Genomic DNA, 19,004 nt, shown 5'->3' with positions numbered 1-19,004 from the left:
CCGGGGCCTTCATAAGTTGCGGGGACAGGATTTGAACCTGTGACCTCTGGGTTATGAGCCCAGCGAGCTACCGAACTGCTCCACCCCGCGTCGCTTGATCAAGACTACCCTACTTTGGCGGCGCCTCCGACCACAGGCCCGCCATCCACGTCCGGGAAATACCACTGCAGCGGGAAAGCAAAAGGCCCGGACATTGTTTCCAATATCCGGGCCTTTCCTCAGTTGCGGGGACAGGATTTGAACCTGTGACCTCTGGGTTATGAGCCCAGCGAGCTACCGAACTGCTCCACCCCGCGTCGCAGAATCTACTTTACCGGGAGGTGAACCGCAGGCCAAATCGTGGCGGCGTGACGTCCAACACGCCGCCACGGCACCCGGTCCTGCCGGACCGGATGCCGTGGGGCCGTCGTCGTACTACTGCCCTGCCGACGGGGACGGCGACGCAGAAGGCGACCCGGAAGGCGAAGGAGCCGGGCTGGCCGCAGGAGCGGTGGCCGGAATCTTCGCCTCGGCATCCATCGCCTTCTTCAGCGCAGCCGAAACCTTCTTCTGCGCGTCGCCGTAAGCGGCGAAGTCACCCGCAGCCAGCGCCGTCTGGCCTGCCTGGATAGCGGAGTTTGCCTCGTCCAACGCCGCCTTCAACTGGGCCTTGGCATCGGCCTCCGCGGGGGTTGCAGGGGCAGACGGGCCGGCCGGTGTTTGGCCGTTGTTGGCGGAGTCTCCCGCGGCTGCTCCCGAATCACCACCGAAGAGCTGCTTGAGGGCCGCGTCGAGGGTTGGCGCGAAGCCCACCTTGTCACCGAAGGCCACCAGTACGCGCTGCAAGGTGGGGTATGACGTCTCACCGGTCGACTTGAGGTAGACCGGCTGGACGTAGAGGATGCCGCCGCCCACCGGCAAGGTGAGCAGGTTGCCGTTCAGCACGTCGGACGCACCCTGCCGCAGCAGGTTGAGTGCCTGGGAGACGGTGGGGTCGGAGTTGAACTTGTTTTGCGCCTGTCCCGGACCGGGCACCTGTGTTTCCGGCGGGATCTGGAGCAGCCGCAGCTTTCCATAGCCGTCAGCCTTCACGCCGGCCTGGTTGCCGGCATCCGAATCCGCGGCGAGGAACCCGTACAGGACGTTGCGGGCATTGCCGTTCACGATCTGCGGGATGAAGGACGACGTCAGCTGGAATGCCGGCTTTTGCTGGTCCGGCATCTGCAGCGACATGTAGAACGGCGGCTGCTTGACGTCCGTCGACACGGTGGGGTCAGCCGGCGTGCTCCAGACGTCGTTGTTCTTGTAGAAGCTGGTGGGATCCGTGACGTGGTACTGCCCCAGGAGCTCCCGCTGGACCTTGAACAGGTCCTCCGGGTAGCGGACGTGGCTCATCAGTGCGCCAGACATCTCCGAGTATGGCTTCAGCGATGAGGGGAAGACCTTCTGCCACGCCTTGAGGACCGGGTCCGTGTCGTCCCAGGCATAAAGGGTGACCGAGCCGTCGTAGGCGTCCACGGTGGCCTTGACCGAGTTGCGGATGTAGTTCACCGTGCTGTTGGGCAGGGCCACGGCGCGGCCGGAGCTCGTCTGCGAATCGGCGGTGGCATCCGACAACTGCTTCTGCTGCGAGTAGGGGAAGTACTGGCTGGTGGTGTAGCCGTCCACGATCCACTTCACACGGCCGTCCACCAGCGCCGGGTAGGCGCCGCCGTCAACCGTCAGGTACGGGGCCACCTTCTGGACCCGCTCCCGGGGGCTGCGGTCGTAGAGGATCTGCGACTCCGGGTTCACGCCATCGGAGAGCAGCAGGTCCGAAGACTGGAACTTGATGGCGTAGAGGATCTTGTTGAAGAACGAGCCGACGTTCGGGCCGCCGTTGCCCTTGAACGTGTATTGGGTCTCACCCTCCCCTTCCTTGCCGGAGGGGCGGTCCTGCTCGCGCGGCGTGGCGCCGTCGGGCGCGCCCACGATTGAATACTCAGGAGACGACTCACCGAAGTAGATCCGCGGTTCGTAGGTGGTGTCGTTGCCCAGCACGCCGGTGGAGGGAATGCCGGACTGGAGGAATTCCGGCTTGCCGTCGACGGTGAACTTGTTGCCCTTGGCCGCCACCACCCCGTAGCCGTGGGTGTACACCACGTGCTGGTTCAGCCAGCCCTGCTGGTTGGTGGCCACGTTGGCGGGGTTCAGTTCCCGCACCGCGATCACGGTGTCCTGGATCTTTCCGTCCACCTCGTAGCGGTCCACGTTCAGGGCCTTGGGGAACTGGTAGTACGGGCGGTACTGTTCCAGCTGCGCGAACGCGTCGGAAATCAGGTTCGGGTCCAGGAGCCGGATGTTGGCCGTGGTCTGCGCGTCCGGCGCGAGGGCACCAGTGGTGGCGTTGTTGGTGGCGTCGTACCGGGTTTCCTGGATGGCGTCCAGGCCGTAGGCCTTGCGGGTGTTTTCGATGTTGCGCTGGATGTACTGGCTTTCCAGTGTCTGCTCAGAAGGCCGGACCTGGAACTGCTGGATCACCCACGGGTAGACACCGCCGGCCAGGATGGAGGTGATGATCAGCATGGCGGTACCGATCACCGGCAGGCGCCAGCGGCCAATGACGGCGGCAACGATAAAGAGGATGGCTACCAGGGCGGCCGCGACGGCGAGGATGGCCTTGGTGGGGATGACGGCGTTGACATCGGTGTAAAGGGCGCCGGCCCAGCGTCCGCCGTTGCTCTGCACGGACGAATAACGGTCCAGCCAGAAGTTGACGCCCAGGAGCACCAGGAACGCGGCTCCGGTAACAGCGATGTGGATCTGGGCCGCGCGGCTGGTGAACACGCCGCGCTCCATCAGCCGGATGCTGCCGTAGAGGTAGTGGGTGAGGATGCCGGCGATGCCTGCGATCACCACGACGCTGATCAGGAACCCGGTGACGAAGCCAAGGAAAGGCAGGGTCATCAGGTAGAAGCTGATGTCCATCTTGAACTGCGGATCGGTCTGCCCGAAGCCGACCTGGTTAAAGAAGAGCAGGACTTTCTGCCACTGGCTGGCGGCTGCGCTGCCCGCAAAGAGTCCGAAGAGGACCGGCAGGCCCACCATCACGATCCTGCGGACCGGCTCCAGCTGGGCCTGGTAGCGGTTGAGGTTGTCCCGGACCTCAGAGTCCGGGGCGTAGACGGGGCGGGCGTTGTAGGCGATGCGGATGGAGAAGAACACCGCCGCGAACATGATGGCGAAGCCGGCCACGAAGGTGGCGATCTTGGCGAGGTTTTCGGTGATGAAGACCTGGATGAAGCCCAGTTGCCGGTACCAGAGGACGTCGGTCCAGACGTTGGCGAAGAAAATGAAGCCCACTACCACCAGGGCGACGACGATGAGGGTGGGCGTCAGGGCTCCCCGTCGCGATGGGGGCCTTCCTGTGGACGTGGTGCTGGCGGGACGGGACAAACTGGGTACCTCATAGCTGGTCGTCGAGACATTCGAAGCGTGCGAGCGACGTACGGTACCGGTCAAACGGCTGGTTTCGTCCGTCATCAGTGCCACGAGTGGCGGTAAAGCTTAGTTCCTGTCGAAACTGTTTGGGCCCAGTCTATGCATGGCGCAGGCGGCCTATTTGCCCGTGCACGCCGGGAGGGCGGATGTGTCCTGCCCGCTCCCGGCAAGTTCCACGGCGTGCCGGGCCTCCCCGAGGTTCTCCACGCGCACCACTTGGAGGCCGCCCGGGATGTGGCCGGCGACCTCGTCGCAGTTGCCGGCGGGCGCCAGGAAGAGGGTGGCACCGGAGGACCGCGCGCCCCGCATCTTCTGCCCGATGCCGCCAATGGGGCCCACCGTTCCGTCCGGCGATATGGTGCCGGTGCCGGCGATGTGCTTGCCGCCGGTGAGGTCGCCCGGCGTCACCGTATCGATGATCCCCAGTGAAAACATCAGGCCGGCGCTGGGGCCGCCCACCTTGTCCAGCGAGATCTGCACCTGGAACGGGAAGCTGAACAAGTACTTCAGCATGACGCCGAGAATGAAGCGGCCCTGGCCATTGTCTTTGGGCGTCACCTCAAGGGCGACAGGCTGGCCGGCGCGTTCCACCGTCACCGCGGCCGGGGCTCCCTTCCCTGCAGCCAGTTCATCCTGGATGACGGCGAGCGAGGTGATGTCCTTGCCGTTGATGGACTTGAGGATGTCCCCCTGCTGGATCTTTCCCGCGGATGCGGAGTCCTTGGACAGCCCCGCGGCCTGCAGCTGCTGGCCGAAAGGAATCTTGAGTTCGTTCAGGGCGGAGGCCACGGCGTTCTCCTGGGACGTGGCCATGGCCACGGCGCTCTGCTCCTGGGCCTCCTCCTTGGTGGTTCCCGTGGGGTAGATCAGTTCCACCGGGTAGACGGCCTTGGAGCTGTCCAGCCATGCGGAGAAGGCGTTGAGGATGCTTACGGATCCGGTGGGTCCGCCGTCGACGTACACCGTTGTCAGGTCCAGGTTCCCGGCAGCGGGATACGTTTCGTGGCCGCTGACGTTGATCACGGGATGCCCCTGGCTTTGCCCCAGCGTGTTGTAGGTAGGCCCCGGCGATTCGATGACATACGGCACTGGAAGTGTGCCCACCGCTATTCCCAGCCCCAACGCCGCCAGCCCGGCAACCATCATCGTGGACAGCCGTCTGCGGGGGCGCCCGCCGTCGTCCTCCCCGGGACTGTGGCCTGCAACCGCCGTGCCGGCGCTGGAGAACGGGGAAAGGCCTGGAACGTGGTCCTCGGAGGGGTGGCCGCCACGGGTTGTAGTCACCCACCAACAGTACGCGGTGGAGGCACGCCGGGGTGCTTTGCCTAGAGCGAACGACGGCGGCGGGCGGCAGACAGCCGACCCCCACCGGGGTACCGTGAAGGTTGATCAACAGTCACACCATCGATCGGCGGGACCATGACCTCCAACCCACTCAATCCGTCCAACGGCGACGACACCCCCAAGGATCCGTTGACCGAAATGCTGCAGAACCTGATGGGCGGCAAGGGGATGGAAAACTTCGACCCCTCCGAGCTGGCCAAGGCTGCCGGCCTGCCGGACGACCCCAACCTGCTGGCCCAGATGTTCTCCCAGGTGCAGGCCATGATGAGCGCCCCATCAGAGGGCCCCGTGAACTGGACCCTGGCCCACGACAACGCCCGTCGCGTGGCCGCCGGAACCTCCGACCCGTCGGTTTCGGCGCAGCAGTCCCGGGACGTGGACGAGGCCCTTCGCCTTGCCGAACTGTGGCTGGACCCGGTCACCGACCTGCCCGCCACCGGCCTGATCGGCAAAGCCTGGTCGCGGGCGGAATGGGTGGAGGCTACCCTGGGCACCTGGAAGCGGTTGACCGAACCCGTGGCCAACAGCATCGCCAACGCCCTCTCTTCCGCCATGACGGAGCAGATGCCGGAGGAGATGAAGTCCATGATGGGCGGCGCCTCCTCCATGCTGCAGAACATGGGCGGCGCGATCTTCGGCATGCAGCTGGGCCAGGCCATAGGTGCCCTGTCCAAGGACGTAGTGAGCTCCACCGATATCGGTGTCCCGCTCGCCGACCTCGAGATGGCGCTGCTGCCGGCAAACGTTGCGGCCTTCGGCGAGGGCCTGTCCCTGCCGGAGAACGACATCCGCCTGTTCCTGGCTGTGCGGGAAGCAGCCCACGCGCGGCTCTTCGTGCAGGTTCCCTGGCTGCGCGGACACCTGCTGGGCGCCATCGAGGCTTACGCCCGCGGCATCCACATCGACACCTCGCGCATCGAGGAACTGGCCCGTGACCTTGATCCGAGCAACCCCGAGGGCATCCAGGAAGCCCTGTCCCAGGGTGTCTTCATGCCGCAACGGACCCCCGCGCAGGAACAGGCCCTGGAGAAGCTTGAGACGGCGCTGGCCCTGGTGGAGGGCTGGGTGGACGAACTGACTGCGGCGGCCACCGAGAACGTGCTGCCATCAGCCGGTGCGCTGCGGGAGACCGTACGGCGCCGCAGGGCAACCGGCGGTCCGGCGGAGCACGCCTTCGCTTCCCTGGTGGGGCTGGAGCTGCGGCCAAGGAGGCTGCGCGATGCCGCCACCTTATGGGCCACACTGAAGGACGAACGCGGCATCGAGGGCCGCGACGCCATTTGGCACCACCCCGACCTGCTGCCCACCGCCGAGGACCTGGACGATCCCAAGGGCTTCAGCTCACGCCGCAAGCTCGCCGAAGCCAGCGACAGCGAAGTCGACGACGCCCTGCAGAAACTGCTCAGTGGCGGGTTTGACGATACCTCCGCCGAAGAGCGCGGCGCCCCGGACACCGGGGACGCCGCCAAGGACACCGGGGACGCCGGCGGTAAGGACGACGACGGCGAAACCGGCCACCCCAAAAGCTGATGGGTAGTAGCAGATGAACGCCCCGGCGGGCCAGGACCTTCCTTGCCCGCCGGGGCGTTTAAGTCCGCTCGATGGTCCGGACTTGGACTAGTCGGCGTCGCCGCTGCCTGCCGAGCCGTCCCTGCCCAGCCCCCGGGCCGTGGCGAAGGAAACACCCTCAAGGAATGCTTTGGCCCGCCGGGTTTGCGGGTATGCCTCCAGCAGCTCCCAGAACGCCGCGTTGTGGGAGGCCACCAGGAGATGGGCCAGTTCGTGCAGCAGCACGTAGTCGATAACCCACTGCGGCATGGGCCGCAGTTTGTCCGACAGCCGGATAGTCCCGTCGGCGGGCGTAGCCGAGCCCCACCGGGAGTTCTGGTTGCTGACCCAGCGCACGGATGTGGGAACTGGCCGGCCGCCGAGGTACTGTGCCGACAGCCGAGCGGCGTGGGCGGCAAGAACATCGTCACCCGCGGGGCGGCGGCGCCCCGCTGCAGCGCGCCGCTCCCCCTGCTTGTGCAGCTTCGCCAGCATGCGCTGCACCCACTCCCGTTCCTGGGCTGCGGTAAAGCGAGCAGGTATGGCGACCACCGCCGTTCCGTCCTCCCAGAAGGCAGCCACCGTCCGCGTCCGGCGGGCAGAGCGCCGCACCTCGACGGGGGCGCCGTCGGGGGTGACCTGTGGTACTGGCTGCTGCGTGCCGCTGCCCGCCGATGTGCCCCGGCTCACAGGACGGAGCTTTCGACCAGGACCCGGAGGACGTCCTCGCCGTACTTTTCCAGCTTGGAGGGGCCGACGCCGGCAAGGGCTGCCAGTTCCTCCAGCGAGGCCGGCCGGGCCTCGGCAATCGCAGTAAGGGTGGCATCGGTGAACACGACGAACGCGGGGACGTCCGCGGACTGGGCGACGTCGCGGCGCCAGTTCCGCAGCGCGTCGAAGGTCTGTTCCTCGTAGCTGGGCGGACACGCGTTGCAGCGGCCCACTTTGCGCTCGGCCCCGGTGGCGAGCATGGTGCCGCACACCCGGCATACGGCAGGCGCGGCAGCCTTCCGGCGGGGCGGGGCACCCTTCCCGCGGACACTTGAACTGGCCACCGAGTCAGGCCGCAGTCCGTCCAGGAACCGGGACGGCTTCCGGTTGGCGCGGCCGCCGGGAGTCCTTGCTGTGCTCCAGGAGAGGTAGAGGTGTTCCCGGGCGCGGGTGATGCCGACATAGAGCAGTCGCCGTTCCTCATCCACGGATTCGGGTGAATCCGCAAAGGAGATGGGCATCAGGCCTTCGCTGAGCCCCACCAGGAAGACCGCATCCCATTCCAGGCCCTTGGCTGCGTGGAGGGACGCCAGGGTAACGCCCTGGACTGTCGGCGCATGCTGGGCCAGGGAGCGTTCCTGGAGCTCGTTGACGAAGTCCGCCAGGCCGAACTGGGGGCCGCGGTTTTGGACGAGTTCGTCGGCGAGCGCCACCAGCGCCGCCAGGGATTCCCACCGCTCGCGCAAGGCCCCGCCGCTGTGCGGAGCGGAATCCGTGTAGCCCAGGGAGGAGACGATGTCCCGCACCAGCTGGCCCAGGGGTTCCGGCGCGTCGGTTTCGGAAACAGCCCGGGTGGCTGCGCGGAGCTGGAGGATGGCGTCCCGGACCTCCTTGCGGGCGAAAAAGCGTTCGCCGCCCCGGAGCTGGTAGCCGATTCCTGCCGCAGCCAGCGCCTGTTCGTAGGCCTCGGACTGGCCGTTGGTCCGGAAAAGGACCGCTACTTCGCTCGCCGGCGTCCCGGCGTCGAGCAGCGCCTTGATCTTCTGGGCCACCGTGGCGGCCTCTGCCTCGTCATCCGTGCATTCGGTGAACTGGGGCACCGGGCCGGCGGGGCGCTGCGCCACGAGCTGAAGGGGGCGGCCCAGGCGGCGTCGGCGGCGGGGCCGCCACTGCGCCGTCCGGCCAGCAGGTCGTTGGCCAGTTTCACCACCTGCGGGGTGGACCGGTAGTCCCGGACGAGCTTGACCACGTTGGCCTGCGGATAACGGGCCTTGAAGTCCAGCAGGTGCCTGGGCGATGCGCCGGTGAAGGAGTAGATGGTCTGGCTGGCATCACCCACCACGCACAATTCGTCACGGCCGCCCAACCAGAGCTCCAGGAGCCGCTGCTGGAGCGGGGAAACGTCCTGGTACTCATCCACCACGAAGTGGCGGTACTGTTCCCGGACCGTGGCAGCCACCTTCTCGTCCTCCTGCAGGATGCCCACCGTGATCAGCAGGACGTCCTCGAAGTCGATCACGTTGCGGTCCGTCTTGACGTCCTCGTACGACTGGAAAACGCGGGCCACGGCAGTGAGGTCGAATCCACCGGGCGCGCCCCTCCCCTGGGCGTTTTCGAGGTAATTGGCCGGGGTCAACATCGAGACTTTGGCCCATTCGATCTCGGAGGCAAGATCCCGGATTGAAGCCCGGTCAGTGCTGAGCCGGAGCCGCCGGGCGGCCTCGGCAAGCAGCTGGGCCTTGTGGTCCAGCAAGTTCGGCAGGGTGCCGCCGACGGCCTGCGGCCAGAAGAACTGCAGCTGCCGCAGCGCCGCGGCGTGGAAAGTGCGGGCCTGCACGTTTCCCGCACCCAGATCCCGCAGGCGGCTGCGCATCTCCGCCGCCGCCCGGGCAGTAAACGTCACCGCGAGCAGGCGCTGCGGGCTGTACACACCGGAGTGCACGCCATAGGCAATGCGGTGGGTGATGGCACGGGTCTTTCCGGTCCCCGCGCCGGCCAGCACGCACAACGGGCCGCCCAGCGTACTGGCCACCTCACGCTGTTCGGCATCGAGCCCGCCAAGGATCCGGTCCTCCAGGGAGGCTGCTCCGTCAAAATGTTCTGTAGTCACTTCTGCTGCTTTATTTCTCGACTACCGCGTGCTGGAGTCTGGTGGATGAATAACTTAGGCGCCGGCCAGGTCCTGGATCCGGCCGCCGTACCAGTGCTCAATCAGGGAGCGGGCAATGGAGAGCCTGCTGGAAATCGTGATCTCGCCACTAAGCACCGCTTCCTGGAGCTCCTCGCGGCTGAACCAGCGGGCCCTGGTGACCTCCACGCCGTCGGGCGTTGCCTGGGCGTCCTCGGTGACGGCGGTAAATCCAAGCATAAGGGAGGCCGGGAACGGCCACGACTGGGAGCCGAGGTATTGGCAGCCGGTCACCCGGACACCAACCTCTTCGTGGATCTCGCGGACTACGGCTTCCTCCAGAGACTCCCCCGGCTCCACGAACCCGGCCAGCGTGGAGTAGTTCCGGGCATCCACGGGGCCGCCGCCGCCAAGGAGCAGCCGGCCGTCCGGGCCGACGACGGTGACGATGATGGCGGGATCAGTCCGGGGATAGTGCTCAGAATTGTCCGCCGGGCACCGGCGTACCCAGCCGCCGGCTTCAACATCGGTGGGCGTTCCGCAGCGGGGACAATGCGTATGGGCTGAGTGCCAGTTGGCAATCGCGCTGGCTTCAACGAACAAGGCTGTGGAAGTGGTGGTCAGGCCCCCGGCGACTTCCCGGAAGCCTGCCCAGGACGCATCCGCGGGAATGCCGGCGGTGCCGGGCTCCGGAGGTGCAGGCAGGACAAACAGCAGCAGTTCGGTCCCGGCCGGGATGTCCGCGGCAGGCAGTGCGGATCCCAGGTACACCACCAGTTCCGGAGCTGATCCTGCCTCTTGGAGCCGGTCCAGGAGCTCCCGGGCGTTGACCAGGACCAGGTTGCTCCCACGCACCAGGCCCTGCCGCCTTGAAAGTACTGCCGCCACCGCGTCTGTCCCGGCCAGCAGGTCATCGATCATCCCGGGCCTGATGCGTGCGGCGGACCCGCGGTCCACCAGTGCCGGCCTCACCGGGAGCAGGGTGTCCACGAGGTGGTTCGCCGGCAGCGGGGCCGGCACAGCCTGGTGGACGGGTAGGACGGACTCCGTGTGGCTCATGCTTCCACCGTACTGACTGCCACCGACATTTCACATTCAGGGCTGGGCTCGTTCGTACTGCGGGTACCCCCTAATTGCAGCTATCTGGAGACTCGCCGCGGCCAGACCGCCGTCTGGGACGGCGCGCAATCTACCGTGGAACGGTGAGAAGAAAACCGATTGAACTGGCGGCGATTGCAACCGCGGCAGTCCCTGGGCTGACCCCGACAGCTGTTAGCTCCGCGCCGGATGACCCCGCGGACTTCGATTCGGCCCTGCTCCTTGATTCGGAAGGCAAGCGCTGGCGGGTCCGGTCGCCGCGGCACGCCGAAGCCAGTGCACGGCTGGAAACGGAGTTCCTGGTGCTCCGTGCCTTTGCTCCTGCCGTCCGGGCGGAACTGCCGTTCCTGATGCCCACCGTCGCCGGCAGCGTCCGGCTGGGAAGCCTTACCACGTTCGTCTACTCACACCTGTCCGGGAGCACTCGCAGCGTCGAGGAGCTGACGTCCGGACCGGCCGGGCTCGCCCGCGAAATCGGCTCGGCGCTGGCCGCGGTCCACGACCTCCCCCGGTCCCTGGTCAGCAATGCCGACCTGCCCAGCTACACTCCCAACGAGTTCCGCCAACGGCGGCTGAACGAACTGGACCAGGCAGCAACCACGGGCAAGATTCCCGCCGCACTGCTGCGCCGCTGGGAACATGCCATGGAGGACGTGTCCCTCTGGCGGTTCAACCCGTGCGTGGTCCACGGCGACCTGCACGAAGACAACCTGCTGGTCGAATCGGGACGGGTTACCGCAGTAACCGGCTGGACAGACCTTCGCATCGGCGACCCGGCAGACGACTTCGCCTGGCTGGTGGCCTCCAACGAACAGGACTTCATTGACGCTGTCCTGAAGTCCTACACCACCAGCCGCCGCGACGTGCCGGACCAGCACTTGCTGCGCCGGGCCGCACTGTCTGCCGAGTTTGCCCTGGCACAATACCTGGTCAAAGGGCTGGCGGCCGGGGACCAGGACATGGTCCGCGAGGCCGAAGACATGCTGGAGAGCCTTGCCGGCGACATCGCCGAATTCGGGGGCCAGCCGATCAGCGTCGAACCGCTCCCGGCCAAGGACACGCCCGCCGGTACCACGGTGCCCGCACCGGCGCAGCCTGGAACCGGGGCAACCGCCCCCGCACCCCAGGGCGGCAGTTCTGCTGTCAGCCCCGCCGTGACCGTCATCCCGCTACCCGCCAAACCGGCAGCAGGGGACAAGCCCGGTCCGCAGACACTGCCTGCCATGGCGGCAGAGCCCGCCGTGCACGTGACGCCCATCCCCGTGGAGCCAGCCCCGGCGGAAGTTGCCGGCGGGGAATCCCGGCCTGGCGAAACCAAGGGTCCGGACGACACGTCCACGGCTGCCATCTCGGTCATCAACGCCAACCGGGGCTGACAGGACCGGGCGGCCCGCCCGGCCGCCATCAGGGGTTCCCCTGACGGCCGGGCCGGCTCAAGGTTTGGCAAGCGCAGCGGCGACGATTCCTTCCAGCTCGGCCGCCGTCCCAAGGTCGTGCGGCCGCACCACGGCGTTGTCGGCAACGTAGAAGAATGCGGCCCGCACTTCTTCCAGCGGAACATCCTTGAGGCGTGCCCACGCGAGCCGGTAGACCGCCAGCTGTACCGACCGGATCTTCAGCTGCGCGGCGGACGGCCGGCGTCCGGTCTTCCAGTCCACCAGGTCCCAGCACCCGTCGGCATCCTGGAACACAGCGTCAACCCGGCCACGCACCACCACTTCCCCCACCCGGGTTTCCACGGGGACCTCCACGAAGGCCGGTGACCGGTCAGCCCAGGGGGAAGCCTTGAAGGTGGCCACCATCTGGTCCAGGTCGTAGGCAGCGTCGATGTGGTCGTCCGATCCCGGCGCTTCGCCGAGGTCCAGCATCCCGGCCCGGCCGAAATATTCCTCTACCCAGGCGTGGAAAGCCGTGCCCTTCCGGGCCGACATGCCGGGTTCGCGTGGTACCGGACGGCGCAGCCTGCCCAGGACCGCTTGGGGGTCGTCCCCGAGATCAACCAGCGTGGAAGCTGAAATGTGGGTGGGCAGGTGCACGTCCTGGCCGCTTGACCTCCTTGCCCTGCGCTCCAGCAGCAGCGAAGCTTCGTGGGCCCAACCTCCCGCTGCCCCCGTAAGTCCGGGCAACCGACTGCCGTCCGTCCCTGGGCTGTTCCCCTCTGCTGCACCGCCGCCCCGATCGGTCTGGGTATCACCGGTGTCCAGTATTCCGAGCACCCGCTGGGCCGCAGCTTCCATGGCTGTCCTGCGCCCGCGGGCCAACCGAAGGCGCTCTCCGGTCCGCGGGTCCACGGGTCCCTCCAGGGGATCGTAGGGCCAGCGGGCTTCTTCAGTTTCCAGCGTCAGCGGGCTCTGGAGCGGCAAAGCAGCCTCGTCGAGCGACAGCTTGTGGACGACTGCGCTCGGTGGCCCGCCATCAGCCGGCTGCGTCAGCGCTTCCAGCTCTGCGAGGAACGGAGACATTTCCGCGCGTCCGGCCCGCGATCCCACCCACGCGGCACTGGAGACCCACAGGACATGCTTGGCCCTGGTGTAGGCAACGTAAGCCAACCGGCGTTCCTCCGATTCCCCGTGGGCCTGGACGCCGGCCTTGTATTCCTTCTCGGCATCCAGCCAGCCTTTCTGGTCCGGCTGGTCGAGGTCCCACTGCGGCAGGTCTGCGCGGTCACCGCGGAGGGGCCACGGAAGCGCGGCGGACCCGCTGCTCCAGCGCGAGTCCCGGTCGCTGGGAAACGCTCCCGCGTTCATGCCCGGGACAAACACAACGTCCCACTCGAGGCCTTTGGAAGCGTGCACCGTCAGCAACTGGACGGCTTCGCGGTTTACGTCGCTGGCCGGCGCTTCCAACCCGTTCTCTTCCGCCGACGCCGCCTCAAGCCAAGACAGGAAGGCGAGGATGTCCACCCGCTGCGAGGTGCGGAGGAACCCGGCGGCCGCATCCTGGAAAGCATCGAGGTTGCGGCGCGCCTGGTGGATGCTGATTCCGGGCCGGGCCGCCACTTCGATATCCAGCAGCATGGCCCGTTCCACCTCCCCCAGAAGCGTTGTGAGGTCGTCCCCCAGGTAGCCGCGGAGTTGCCTTAACTCGAGCGACAATTTCGCCAGCCTGCTGCGGGCCTCCATGCTGAGGGTGCGGCCATTGGATGAGGTCCACCCTTCCCGTGGCAGGAAATCAAGTGCCTCCACCAGGCTGGCGGCGTCGGTCAGGTCCCCTTCGAGGACCGGTTCCTCTGCCTCGCCGCCGTTGTCCTGGACGTCGGGCTCGAACCCCTGCGGGGCCCTTCCGCGGCTCCGTGCGAGCTGGCTCGACCAGTCGCGCAGGGCCATAAGGTCGGCCGGGCCGATGCGCCACCGGGCGCCTGCGATCAGCCGCATGAGGGCATCGGAGCGGCCCGGATCGGCAAGGACGCGCAGGGTGGCTACAAGGTCCACGATCTCCGGGGTGTCCAGAAGCCCCCCGAGGCCCACGATTTCGTAGGGAATGCCCCGGGCTTCGAACTGACGCCGGACCGGCTCCATCTGGGCGCGCCTGCGGCACAGTACGGCAAGCGCCGGCGGTTCGGCCGTGCCATCGGGATTCAGCTCGAAGTCAGTCAGCCGGTACCTCAGGACGTCGTCGGCCAGCGCAGCAGCTTCTTCGACATCGCTGGCGAAACGCCCCAGCACTACTGTTCCGTCCACTGCATGGGGACTCGGCCGCAGTGGAGGAACTTCGGCAGCGGGCGTCCTGCTTCCGGCTGGCCCGTTGGAGGCCGCCGCCCGGCCCAGGGACTGCGACATGACATTGGCTGCTGCAAGGATGGACCGGCCATTACGCCAGGCCGTGGTCAGGTACGAGGTTGGCGCGGGCGCCCAGCCGCCTTCTTCCTCTTCTTCCTCCGCCGCTCCGGTGCGCATCGGGAACTCGCGGACGAAATGGAACAACTGCCCTGCCGAAGCACCACGAAACCCGTAAATGGACTGATTGGGGTCTCCGACAGCCGTCACGGCGTGGCCGCCGCCGAACAGCCGGGAAAAGAGCACCAACTGGGCGTACGACGTGTCCTGGAATTCGTCAAGGAGAACCACCTTGTACCGTTGCCGCTCCATCTGGGCCGCCAGCGGCACGTCCTGCGCCACCTTGGCGGCAAGGGCAACCAGGTCGCCGAAATCCAGTGCCCCGCGCGCCCGTTTGGCCGCGGCGTAGCGGCCCACCATGTCGGCAACGCTTGCCCTGGTCCGCAACATCCCGCCAAGGTCCAATGCTGCCTTTGGCGTGCCCTTCTTCTTGTCGGCCAGGTAGGGCAGGGATTCGAACTCGGACAGGCGGGCCATCAGCCACGCCTCCACATCTTCGGGCTCCTGGAGGTGCTCTGCGCATTCCCCGGCCAGCTGGATCACGGCTTTCACCAGGGTGGATTTAGCGGCCCGGAAGTGCTGGTATTCGCCGTCGTACGCTTCAACCACTTCGCTGGCCAGCTGCCAGGCCTGCGCACCGCCGAGCAGAACAACGTCCCGCTCCACGCCAAGCCGCAGCCCATAGTCGGACACGACGCCACTGGCAAACGAATGGTAGGTGGACACCTTGGGCTCCAGGGCGTCGCTGCTGAGCAAGCCCTCCGGAAAGACCTCATGCGCGCTGTCCTTGGCAGCAATACGCTGCAGCGCCAGGAGCTTTGACCGGATCCGGCTGGCGAGTTCGCCGGCTGCCTTGCGGGTGAACGTCACGCCCAGGACTTCCTCGGGGGTGACCCAACCGTTGGCCACCAGCCACACCACCCGGTCCGCCATGGTGGCGGTTTTACCCGAGCCGGCGCCCGCAATGACCAGCCGTGGCGCCAAGGGGGACGAAATGATGGCGGATTGCTCGGGCGTGGGGGTGTTCTTCTCGCCAAGCAGCGCGGAGAGTTCCCCGGGGCTGAAACGCACGGCCGGAGCGGCGACCGCGACGGCGGCCGGCAGCCCGCTCATTCGGTCACCTGCCGTCCACGCACGCACAGCGGGCACACCTCGGGAAGCCGGCAGCCGTGGCCGCCGTGACTGCCTTTGGCGGGGTCATGGCGCGCGATGAATTCGCTTCCGCCCATGACGGCGGCAGCCTCCTTGACCATGTCCATGGCCCAGTTCTCCTCGGGGTTGAGTGGTTCCTGCTGCTGGATGGCCGGGCTCTTCGCCCCGGTCCCAAGCTGCGCCAGCACGGCGCCGCCGGACAGTCCCTGCCCGCCTCCGGAGGCGGCGTTGAACCCGCCGGCAAGGACAGCAGCCTGGTAGGCGCCCAGCTGCGGGTGGCGGGACAGTTCGTCCTTGCCGGGCTGCCGTTTTCCGGTCTTGAGGTCAACCACCACCAGGCGGCCTTCGCCATCGATTTCCAAGCGGTCCACCTGGCCGCGGAGTACCGCTTCCCGCGGTGCAGCGTCATCCACCGCCACGGCGCCGAGGGCCACTTCAAAGTCCTGTTCGACGCCCAGCAGGCTGCGGCCCTCACCCCTCATGGAGAGCACATAGTGCGCCAACTTCCGCACCATCACTTCGGCTCGCTGGAAGTCCAGGCGCCCCTCCCAGTTGTCCTTCATACCGAGCGCCGGCCACCGCCGCACCAGTTCGGCGACGTACTCGGATCCTGCCGCGTCCGGCATGTCCTGGGCGATTCCGTGCACCAGGGTCCCCAGGCTCCGGGCGAAGTCGGTGGCAGGCTCCCCTCCGGCTGCCTGGACGAACCAGTCCAACGGCGACTTCTGCACCGTCTCGACCTTTGACGGCGATACGGACACCGTGCCCCCGGGCGGGACCACCGCGTCGGCGGAGGTCAGCGGGACCAGGCCCCACCAGCTGTCCGGGTGCGCTCCGGCAACGGCTGGCTCGGCCGCGGCGAGATGGGCCAGGACCCTCGCCGCTTCCGCAGCCTGCGGCGTCCCGCCGTCGAGCTGGGCATGCTGCCGAAGCTCGGCAACCAGGGCCCGCAGCGTCATGGGCCGTTCCACCTGGGTGAAAGCCCGGCCGCCTTCGTCCGGTCCCAGCGGTGCAACGAAATCCAGGAATGACGACGGCTGGTGGTCCTCCGACGAGACCGCGGTGCAGACCAGCAGTTCGCGTGCCCTGGACACGGCCGTGGAGAAACTGCGCAACTCGTCATAGCGGATATCCCGCAGCCGGCTAAGGGGGTCGCGCTGGAGGGCGTACTCCGGACCGTGCTCCACGGCGTCCGCATACAGGGTGCTGCCGAGCAGCTCACCACGGAGCCTCGTGTTGGGCCACACCCCTTCCTGCAGGCCCGCAATGATCACCACGGGCCATTCCCGGCCCGCCGCACTGGCCGGCGTCATTAGCTCCACTGCGTCCTCGAGCTGGGCACGGGCGGCCAGGGTATCCATGGGAAGCTCCTGGTTGAGGAGGTACTCGAGGAACTGTTCGGGGCCGGCGCCGGGCATCTGGTCCACGTAGCGTTCGGCCGTATGGAACAGCGCCATCATGGCGTCAAGGTCGCGGTCAGCCCGTGCCCCGTGCGGACCCCCCAACAAGGCCGTCCGTGTCCAGGCCGCCGAAAGCCCTGTCGAGTCCCAGAGCGCCCACAGTACCGATTCTGCGTTGGCACCCGGCATTCCAGCCGCCTCCCGCCCCGCGTGGATCATCCGCGCCGTGCGCCGTGCAGCGCGCCCTTCGATCCCCAACGCGCCCAGCGCACCCGGCTCAAGCAGGGCCTGGACCAGCAGCGCATCACTGGCCCGGCCCCCGCCGCCCAGCAATTCCTCGCGCCGCAGTGATTGCCGGAGCCTGCGCAGTTCGATGGAGGTGGCGCCTCCGATCCGTGAGGTAAGAAGGGATACCGCCGCTTCGGGTGTCAGAAGCTCCGGGTCCAGGGCGATGGCGAAGGCGTCCAGGAGCGGGCGTACGGCTACTTCGTCGCGGACCGCCGATTCCGCCACGGGTACCCGGACGGGAATCCCCTGGCCGGACAAGTAGCGCTGCAGTTCGCTGACCTGGCCGCCATTGCGCACGATGACAGCCATGTCTGCCAAATCACGGTTGTGGTTTATGTGCTGGTCCAGGATCCGCTGGGCGACGTACCGCAGCTCATGCACCGGTGTAGGAACCAGGTGCGCCTCCACGCTGCCGGGGTGGCCGGCTTGTGCGGGCTCCGTGAGACGGCGCGCCAGCTGGCCCCCGGCACGTTGGGAGATGCGGCCAGCGACGTTGAGCCAGGCCTCCGCCACCGCGGGCGACAGTCCGTGCGCATACCCCAGCGGACGCTCGATGATGGTGTTCTGCGTGGCCAGCAGCCGGGGCAGTTCAGCCACAAGATCCGGCCGGGCTCCCCTGAATCCCTGGACCACCGTGTCCGGCGACGCCGTCACGTAGCAGTCCTTGCCTGCCGCAATATCGGCCAGCAACTCAAAGATGGCGGGGTTTGCTTCCTGGATATCGTCCACCAGGACCACCTGCAGCCTTGCGCGTTCGGCAGCGAGGAATTCCGGCGCGTCCTGGAAGATCTGCCGGGCGGCTGTGATGATTCCGGCGGGGTCGAAGGCCTCAGGCATCCGCAGGTCAAGAACGTCACGGTATTCGGCGTAGAGCGCTGCCGCGGCTTTCCAGTCCGGCCGGCCGCAGGCGTCCGCCAAGTTTGCAAGGTCCTCCGCCGTGCGGCCAGATTCGATAATGCGGTCAAAGAGTTGCCGCACCTCCTGGCGGAAGCCCCTGGTGTCGAGGGCGCCGTCCAGATCGCTGGGCCACGGCAGCTCCAGGCCCGGCAGCCTGTGGCCCTCGAGGAGTTCCTTGATGATGAGGTCCTGCTCCGGGCCCGACAGCAGGCGGGGCGGCCTGGGCAGGGATATGACGCCTTCAGCCTTGGCTCGGCGGATCAGGTCGAATGCGTACGAGGCCCAGGTCCTGGCCGGCGTAGTGCTCAGGCTCCGGTCCAGCCGGGCAGTAAAACTGTCCCGGAGGAAATCGGCAGCAAGGCGGGTGGGCGCGAGGATCAGCATGCGTTCGGGGTCGACGCCGTCGCGGAAGACCCGCTGGACAGCGGCTTCAACGAGCACTGTGGTCTTTCCCGTGCCCGGTGCACCCGGGACCAGGACCGGTCCGGATCCTTGGGTAACGTCGACCGCCGCCTGCTGGTCCGGTGTAAGCCGAAGCAACCCGGCGTGCATCCGGCGTGGCGGCAGGAGCCGAAGCGCGGGAGGGGCCGGCAGGGCGCCGCCGTCGGTGTGTCCAGGAGTGGAGAACCCAGGCTCCCGGCCAGCCTCCGGCTCCTGCCAGTGCGGGTCCCAGGGTCCGGTCAAAGGGATTGTTACGGTCACAAAACCATTCCATCATCAGGTACCGACAACCGGTGGAGCCGACGCTCCAGGTCCTCTGCAACTGCATCGATATTGTCAAAATCACTGTCGGTCGGTGCCCAGCGGGCGGCGGCCAGGTCCACCCGCCACCGCCCCTCTCCGGTACGGAGGAACGACTCGTGATCGCCCACCAGTGGAGTGCCTTCTTCGAGGTAGAGGAGCAGGGCCTCGGCCTCGTGTCCGGGGGGCGCATGGCCGCTGGCCTTCAGGACCCGCCACCACGGGGCGCCGCCGCCATGATGGCTCATCACGGACCCGACCTGGCGCGGGCCGCCCGAGCCAAGAAGCTCGGCCACGTCGCCGTAGGATACGGCCGTCCCTGCCGGCACCAGCCTCACGACGGCCAGGACAGCTTGGACGTACTCATTCCGCATTGATCCAATCTAGCCGCAGTGGCGCTCC

General features: G+C 67.4%; 9 protein-coding genes, 2 tRNA genes and 1 pseudogene. 2 read left to right on the top strand and 10 right to left on the bottom strand.

Going from position 1 to position 19,004, the window contains the following annotated elements; translation table 11 throughout:
* Positions 1-16 precede the first annotated feature (16 nt).
* From NIBR502771_RS11900 to NIBR502771_RS11885, 4 genes are all read right to left on the bottom strand, one after another.
* Positions 17-90, bottom strand: a tRNA-Met gene (locus tag NIBR502771_RS11900).
* Between the two features lie 132 nt (positions 91-222).
* Positions 223-296 (bottom strand) — tRNA-Met (locus NIBR502771_RS11895).
* Between the two features lie 118 nt (positions 297-414).
* Positions 415-3,414, bottom strand: a complete 3,000-nt coding sequence (locus NIBR502771_RS11890) for a UPF0182 family protein (protein WP_210411408.1) — start codon at positions 3,412-3,414, stop codon at positions 415-417.
* 162 nt (positions 3,415-3,576) lie between these two features.
* Entirely contained in the window at positions 3,577-4,743 is a 1,167-nt protein-coding gene (locus NIBR502771_RS11885) for a PDZ domain-containing protein (protein ID WP_371706593.1), read from the bottom strand.
* A 135-nt stretch (positions 4,744-4,878) separates the two neighbouring features.
* On the opposite strand from NIBR502771_RS11885, the gene NIBR502771_RS11880 reads away from it, so the two are divergent.
* Complete coding sequence (locus NIBR502771_RS11880) at positions 4,879-6,333, top strand: zinc-dependent metalloprotease (RefSeq protein ID WP_141159935.1); 1,455 nt, start codon at positions 4,879-4,881, stop codon at positions 6,331-6,333.
* Between the two features lie 87 nt (positions 6,334-6,420).
* Here the strand turns inward: NIBR502771_RS11880 and NIBR502771_RS11875 are convergent, their stop codons facing one another.
* The 3 genes and pseudogenes from NIBR502771_RS11875 to nudC all read right to left on the bottom strand — a co-directional run bounded on the left by NIBR502771_RS11875 (position 6,421) and on the right by nudC (position 10,249).
* The gene (locus NIBR502771_RS11875) at positions 6,421-7,041 is read right to left on the bottom strand and encodes a M48 family metallopeptidase (RefSeq protein ID WP_141159934.1); all 621 of its coding nucleotides are present in this window, start codon (positions 7,039-7,041) and stop codon (positions 6,421-6,423) included.
* Positions 7,038-9,172 (bottom strand): annotated as a pseudogene (locus tag NIBR502771_RS11870) (UvrD-helicase domain-containing protein). Before NIBR502771_RS11870 ends, NIBR502771_RS11875 begins: the two are co-directional and overlap by 4 nt.
* Before the next feature lie 54 nt (positions 9,173-9,226).
* Positions 9,227-10,249: an NAD(+) diphosphatase gene (gene nudC, locus NIBR502771_RS11865; protein WP_141159933.1), complete on the bottom strand. Its 1,023-nt coding sequence runs from the start codon at positions 10,247-10,249 to the stop codon at positions 9,227-9,229.
* A 143-nt stretch (positions 10,250-10,392) separates the two neighbouring features.
* On the opposite strand from nudC, the gene NIBR502771_RS11860 reads away from it, so the two are divergent.
* A complete protein-coding gene (locus NIBR502771_RS11860; protein WP_141159932.1) occupies positions 10,393-11,664 on the top strand; it encodes a macrolide 2'-phosphotransferase in 1,272 nt (423 codons plus the stop codon).
* A gap of 57 nt (positions 11,665-11,721) precedes the next feature.
* On the opposite strand, the gene NIBR502771_RS11855 is transcribed toward NIBR502771_RS11860, so the two are convergent.
* The 3 genes from NIBR502771_RS11855 to NIBR502771_RS11845 are packed head-to-tail and all read right to left on the bottom strand — an operon-like array spanning position 11,722 to position 18,976.
* Positions 11,722-15,237 carry a UvrD-helicase domain-containing protein gene (locus NIBR502771_RS11855; RefSeq protein ID WP_141159931.1) on the bottom strand — a complete coding sequence of 1,172 codons (3,516 nt, stop codon included), beginning with the start codon at positions 15,235-15,237 and terminating at the stop codon, positions 11,722-11,724.
* Positions 15,234-18,563, bottom strand: coding sequence for an ATP-dependent helicase (locus tag NIBR502771_RS11850; RefSeq protein WP_371706592.1), 3,330 nt, complete (start codon positions 18,561-18,563; stop codon positions 15,234-15,236). Before NIBR502771_RS11850 ends, NIBR502771_RS11855 begins: the two co-directional genes overlap by 4 nt.
* Positions 18,560-18,976 (bottom strand): MGMT family protein, encoded by a 417-nt coding sequence (locus NIBR502771_RS11845; RefSeq protein ID WP_141159930.1) that lies wholly within the window; start codon positions 18,974-18,976, stop codon positions 18,560-18,562. Before NIBR502771_RS11845 ends, NIBR502771_RS11850 begins: the two co-directional genes overlap by 4 nt.
* Positions 18,977-19,004 lie beyond the last annotated feature (28 nt).

It is taken from the genome of Pseudarthrobacter sp. NIBRBAC000502771, assembly GCF_006517215.1.
GTDB classification, from domain to species: domain Bacteria; phylum Actinomycetota; class Actinomycetes; order Actinomycetales; family Micrococcaceae; genus Arthrobacter; species Arthrobacter niigatensis.
The sequence above is the reverse complement of the archived record's forward strand: the minus strand, read 5'-3'. Positions and strand labels throughout refer to the sequence as shown.

Excerpts from the sequence above, each read along its gene's own strand:
- NIBR502771_RS11845 (WP_141159930.1), bottom strand. The coding sequence starts at position 18,976 with ATGCGGAATGAGTACGTCCAAGCTGTCCTGGCCGTCGTGAGGCTGGTG.
- NIBR502771_RS11855 (WP_141159931.1), bottom strand. The coding sequence starts at position 15,237 with ATGAGCGGGCTGCCGGCCGCCGTCGCGGTCGCCGCTCCGGCCGTGCGT.
- NIBR502771_RS11880 (WP_141159935.1), top strand. The coding sequence starts at position 4,879 with ATGACCTCCAACCCACTCAATCCGTCCAACGGCGACGACACCCCCAAG.
- nudC (WP_141159933.1), bottom strand. The coding sequence starts at position 10,249 with ATGAGCCACACGGAGTCCGTCCTACCCGTCCACCAGGCTGTGCCGGCC.